This window comes from Streptomyces sp. NPDC058650 (assembly GCF_042717315.1).
In the GTDB taxonomy this organism is placed as follows: Bacteria; Actinomycetota; Actinomycetes; order Streptomycetales; family Streptomycetaceae; genus Streptomyces.
Genome location: NZ_JBHXRL010000087.1, coordinates 1 through 1,091, shown reverse-complemented (window position 1 = coordinate 1,091; position 1,091 = coordinate 1). Strand labels below are relative to the sequence as shown.

Sequence of the window (1,091 nt, the reverse complement as noted above, 5' to 3'; positions counted from 1 at the left end):
TGCTCGCCCGCGACGGATACACGGTCACGGTCTACGAGGCGAACGAGACCGTCGGCGGTCGCGCCGGGCGGTGGGACGCGGGCGGCTTCCGCTTCGACACCGGCCCGTCGTGGTACCTCATGCCCGAGGTGTTCGAGCACTTCTACCGACTGATGGGCACGAGCGCCGCCGCCGAGCTCGACCTCGTGCGGCTGGAGCCCGGGTACCGCGTGTTCTTCGAGCACCGGGCCGAACCGCTCGACCTCGCGTCCGACCGGGCACGGGCGGCGGCGGCGTTCGACGCGATCGAGCCCGGCGCCGGGCGCCGCCTCGAGCGGTACCTCGACTCGGCCGGGGAGACGACCCGTCTCGCGCTCGACCACTTCCTCTACAACGACTTCTCCTCGCCGGGCACCCTGCTCGTGCCGCCGGTGCTGCGGCGCATCGGGCGCCTCGGCCGGCTGCTGCTGCAGCCCCTCGACCGCTTCATCGCCGGCCGCTTCCGCGACCCGCGCCTGCGCCAGGTGCTCGGCTATCCCGCCGTGTTCCTCGGCACCTCGCCGTCGGCCGCGCCGAGCCTGTACCACCTGATGAGCCACTTCGACCTCGACGACGGCGTGTTCTACCCGCAAGGCGGGTTCCGCGAGGTCATCGACAGTGTCGCCCGGCTGGCGCAGCAGGCCGGGGTGCGCATCGTGACGAACGCCAGGGTCACGAGCATCACCGTCGAGTCGGGTGCGGCGCGCGGCGTCGTCCACGTCGATCGGGATGGCGCGGCGCATGAGGCCCGGGCGGACCACGTCGTCTCGGCCGCCGACCTGCATCACACCGAGACGACGCTGCTGCCACCGTCATCGAGAAGCCGGTCGGATGCCTCGTGGCGCCGAGCCGACCCCGGCCCCGGCGCGGTCCTCGTCATGCTCGGCGTGCGCGGCGAACTCCCGCAGCTGCGGCACCACACGCTGCTGTTCACCGAGGACTGGGCGGCGAACTTCGACCGCATCTTCGGCCGCTCGCCCTCGGTGCCCGACCCGGCGTCGCTCTACGTGTGCCGGCCGAGCGCGACGGATCCCTCGGTGGCGCCCGCCGGCCACGAGAACCTCTTCGTGCTC

Annotated in this window: 1 protein-coding gene; it reads left to right on the top strand. The window is 73.0% G+C overall.

Annotated features, from left to right (window positions below):
- Positions 1–1,091: phytoene desaturase family protein (gene crtI / locus ACFWWU_RS37440; protein WP_384153738.1), on the top strand; the 1,091-nt coding region annotated here is incomplete at both ends.